Source organism: Arthrobacter sp. 10T413_2, assembly GCF_056394205.1.
Window position 1 is genome coordinate 1 of the sequence record NZ_JBFTHK010000272.1, and the last position, 4,214, is coordinate 4,214.

A 4,214-nucleotide genomic window follows, 5' to 3' on the forward strand; every position below is an offset into this window, starting at 1 on the left:
TCGTGATCCCGTCCGAACGGCTCCCAGCGCTCTCGCAGGCTGTGGTGCACTTCCTCCCCTCCGGCTCGCTGGGCCAGGCGTTGAGGGATGCTTTCCTGTACGGCAGCGTCAATGTTGCTGCCGTCTTTGTCCTGCTGCTCTGGACGGCGATCGCCGGCGGCGCGGCAATCCGTTGGTTCAAGTGGAATTGAGAAAACTGTTAGCACGGCGTCACGCACACCCCGGATCGTTTCCGGGTTCACCTCCCGGCTGCCCGTCACGGTCGACAACAGGATCAGGCGGCTGGCCGTGTTGTCCCTCATCGGCCAGATCGTCCTGGTGGTGACAGGGGGCGCCGTCCGGTTGACCGCCTCGGGCCTTGGCTGCCCCACGTGGCCGCGCTGCACGGAAGGATCCCTGGCGACCACACCGGAAATGGGGTTCCACGGCATCATCGAATTCGGCAACCGTCTCCTGACGTTCGCGCTGGCCGCCGTCGCTGTGATGATGCTCGTGTACCTGTGGAACCTCCGCAAGGAACGCCGCGACCTCTTCCTGCTGGCCCTGGGCCTGCTCGCCAGCATCCCGGCCCAGGCCGTCATCGGCGGCATCACCGTACTGACCCAGCTGAACCCCTGGGTTGTGGGCCTGCACTTCCTGGTGTCCATGGCCTTGGTGGTCCTGGCAACCCTTTTGGTGAACCGCGCCTACGGCCGCACGGGCAAGGCCCGGACCGTGCAGCTTCCGGCCCTGCCGGGCGCCGCACGCCCGGTGATGACCGCCGTCGCGTTCTTCTCCGCCGTGGCCGTATGCCTGGGTGTTGTGGTGACCGGGGCCGGCCCGCATGCCGGCGACGCCAACGCGCCGCGGAATGACCTCGACTGGGACCTCTTCGCGCACATCCATGCCATGCCGGCCTATCTGGTGACCGCCGGAGCGCTGTTCGGAGTGTTCCTGGTGCTCCGCGGGCGGATCCCGGGGCCGTTCCGTTCCGCGGTGTTCATGCTGCTGGGCGTCACGGTGCTGCAGGCCGTCATCGGCTTCACGCAGTACTACAACGGCATCCCGGCGCTGCTCGTGGGCGCACACATGCTGGCGGCGGCCCTGCTGATGAGCGCGGCCACCAACGCCGCGGACCTTGCCCGCTACAGCCCGGTGAAATAGGCGCACCAACATCTCCCCCAACAAACAACGCGGGGTCACCTACCGCCCGTTCGGATGGGCCGTAGGTGACCCCGCGTTGGTTGTCTTTGTGGGCTGCGGTCTGGCCTCGGCGGGTTCTCCTGGAGCACTATGAGATGGCATGGATTTGGATCGTTGCGGTCGTGGGCATGTGGTCGTTCACTCCTGTGACGCTTACCGGAAGGCCTTCTCAGATGAATCCGATCGAACCGCCCGTGACCCTGTCACCCGCGGCCCGCCAACGCGCGGCGAGCCTTAAAGAGCGGGTCTACATCATCTTTACGAGCCTCGCTGTGGTGTTGGCGCTTCGGAGTCACGCGGATGAGACGTCGCCCGCGGCCGCGGCCGCCACCCTCAGCATCGTGGTGATCGGTTCCCTGCTGGGGATTTTCGTCGCCGATCTCCTGAGCCACCTGACGGTACATTCGAAGCTCCCTACCGGTGAAGAACTGCATCATATGATGGCGGTCAGCGCCGGCGGTCTCGGCGTTCTGGTGACTCCGCTGCTCCTGCTCGCAGCGGCCGGCCTCGGGCTCTGGCCCACCGCCGTGGCTCTCGGCTGGGCGGTCGTTGTTCTTGTTGCCTCACTCATGGTCGTCGGATACCTCGCGATCCGGCGCCTCGATATCCCGCTCCACCACAAGGCCGCCATCATGTTCGCCGAAGTCGTCTTAAGCCTTCTGGTGATCGCGCTCGAACTCATCGCCCACAACCTCTGAATCCCGGGCTGTTGCGGGCGAACGGACCACCAGACGAACCGTGGTCAGGTTTCGTCCAGCCGCGTCCGGGATAATAGATAGCGGCGCGGTGGCGCCGGAATCACATTCATCAGAAGAGGAACGGCACGGTTTTGCCTTGATTCAGCTGAAATAGAAACCGGCCGGATAGAGGCTCCGGAGGTTATATGGCGATACTAGTCGGCGAAAGGGCCGCCACGGCCGCCCTGCAATCTACAGACCAACACGCTACAACCAAACAAACCGCAAGCAAGCAAATCACAGTGCGTCCGCGGCTTGATGGCCTGGACGTCCTTCGCGGCGCTGCCGTTGGCGCAGTCCTGCTGGGACATTCCTGGCCTGGAATATTTCAGGGCGCCGGCATCATCGGTGTCATTGCGTTCTTCGTGCTGAGCGGATACCTGATCACGAACGTGCTGCTCAGGGACGTGGAACGGCATCGAAGGATTCGCTACGGCCGTTTCTATGCGCACAGGGCCTTCCGGCTCGTGCCGGCCCTGATCTCCCTCCTGGGCGTGTACGCCGTCGTCGAGCTGGCCACCGACGTCCTCGGGGACCGGTCCAAGGGCATCGTCGGGTACACCGTCCTCGCTGGCCTCGGCTACCTCAAAGACCTGCCGCTCCCCTTCGACGTCAGCATGGCCATCGGACCGCTGTGGACGCTGGCGGTGGAGGAACAGTTCTACCTGATCTGGCCCGCGCTGCTGGTGCTCGCCCTCCGGCGCAATCGGCAGGGCCGGCTGATGGTCTGGTCGGCTGCCGTCGCCCTGGCCCTGATGTCGGCAAGCGTGCTGGCTATGGAGATCCTGGCTCCGCAACTTCATTCACTGGTCTACGCGTTGCCCACGACGTGGGGCCTGGGCCTGATCTTAGGGTCGGCCCTGCGCCTCTACCGGGTCCGCGTCTTCGGCTGGTTCGCGGGCCGCCGGCTCAGGCTGGCCGCCCTGCTGGGCTCCTCGGCACTCCTGGTCGCGCTGGCGTTCTTCCCGAAAGCCAACGAAACACCGGCCTTCTTCTTCATCGGAGGCCCGCTGGCCATGGCTGCCGCGGCCGTCCTGGTGGCCCTCGCCGCCTCCCGCACCCGTGCGATGCCGACGTGGACGCGTCCGCTGCAGCTGCTGGGCACCGTGTCCTACGCGGCCTATCTCTGGAACTACCTCGTCATTCTCTGGCTCAACGGCGGGTCGACGGCGGATCTGCCGCCGCTTGTGGCGGTGTCGGCCATCGTGGTGACCCTGGTCATCGCGGTCATCAGCTGGCACACGGTCGAGAGGCTCGGACGGATCGCGCGCCATCGCTTCGACCAGCGGTACCCGGACCAGCGGCCGGCGTCGTTGCCCGTCCCGGGCCGCGCCAGGAAGTACGAAGCGACTAGACGTAAGCGCCGATTAGGAGCAGTGCCCTCACAGCACTGCCGCAAAACAGCAGACGCTCCCTCACCAGTGTGAGGGAGCGTCTGCTGTTTTAGGAAGAGGGAGGACTCAGCCGCCCATGACCGCCGAGCCGATGAACGGGTCCACCGCCAGGGCAATGAAGAGCAGCGTCAGGTAGCTGATGGAGCCGTGAAAGACCTTCATGGCGCCCTTGTTGGAGACGTCGCCGGACTGGGCCCGGTTGTACAGGGCGTGCGACTCGTACAGGAACCACGCGCCGGCCGCGACGGCGGTCACCGTGTACACCCAGCCCGCGCCGCCGGCCGGGATCAGCAGGAGCGAGCACGCCACCATGGCCCACGCGTAAAGCACCACCTGCACCGAGACCACCTTGGCGCCGGCGATGGCGCCCAGCATCGGCACGTTGGCGTTGCGGTAGTCCTCGCCGTAGCGCATTGACAGCGGCCAGTAGTGCGGCGGGGTCCAGAGGAAGATCACCATGAACAGCACGACGGCGGGCCACTCCACCGTGTTGGTGACGGCGGCCCAGGCGATCAGGACCGGGAAGCACCCCGCGGCGCCGCCCCAGACGATGTTCTGGGCGGTGCGTCGCTTGAGGATCATGGTGTAGATGACCACGTAAAAGACGATGGCGCCGAAGCCCAGCCAAGCGGAGAGCGGGTTGGCCCCGAACCAGAGGATGGCGATCGCCGCGGCGCCCAACAGCCAGGAGAAGATCAGCGCTTCGCGGGGCGTGACCTCGCCGGTGACCAGCGGGCGGTTCTCGGTCCGGTGCATGAGCTTGTCGATGTCGCGGTCGATGTAGCAGTTGAAGGCACCGGCGGAGCCTGCCGCGAAAGCGCCGCCCACGAGCGTCGCCAGAATCAGGCCGATCGAGGGGAATCCGCGCTCGGCGTAGATCATGGTGGGCAAGGTGCTGACG

General features: G+C 65.9%; 4 protein-coding genes and 1 pseudogene. 4 read left to right on the forward strand and 1 reads right to left on the reverse strand.

Annotated features, from left to right (window positions below; all coding sequences use genetic code 11):
- From AC1DBQ_RS22280 to AC1DBQ_RS22295, 4 genes and pseudogenes are all read left to right on the forward strand, one after another.
- Positions 1-191: pseudogene (locus AC1DBQ_RS22280) on the forward strand (ABC transporter permease); the annotation flags it as partial.
- A complete protein-coding gene (locus tag AC1DBQ_RS22285) occupies positions 187-1,143 on the forward strand; it encodes a COX15/CtaA family protein (RefSeq protein ID WP_476930587.1) in 957 nt (318 codons plus the stop codon). The pseudogene AC1DBQ_RS22280 and the gene AC1DBQ_RS22285, both read left to right, overlap by 5 nt.
- Before the next feature lie 212 nt (positions 1,144-1,355).
- Positions 1,356-1,880: a hypothetical protein gene (locus tag AC1DBQ_RS22290; protein WP_476930584.1), complete on the forward strand. Its 525-nt coding sequence runs from the start codon at positions 1,356-1,358 to the stop codon at positions 1,878-1,880.
- A 281-nt stretch (positions 1,881-2,161) separates the two neighbouring features.
- Positions 2,162-3,346 (forward strand): acyltransferase family protein, encoded by a 1,185-nt coding sequence (locus tag AC1DBQ_RS22295; RefSeq protein ID WP_476930585.1) that lies wholly within the window; start codon positions 2,162-2,164, stop codon positions 3,344-3,346.
- Positions 3,347-3,379: 33 nt separating this feature from the next.
- Here AC1DBQ_RS22295 and AC1DBQ_RS22300 read toward each other — a convergent pair.
- Positions 3,380-4,214 (reverse strand): heme o synthase (locus AC1DBQ_RS22300; protein WP_476930586.1); only part of this gene is annotated, 835 nt, incomplete at its 5' end.

Excerpts from the sequence above, each read along its gene's own strand:
- AC1DBQ_RS22290 (WP_476930584.1), top strand. The coding sequence starts at position 1,356 with ATGAATCCGATCGAACCGCCCGTGACCCTGTCACCCGCGGCCCGCCAA.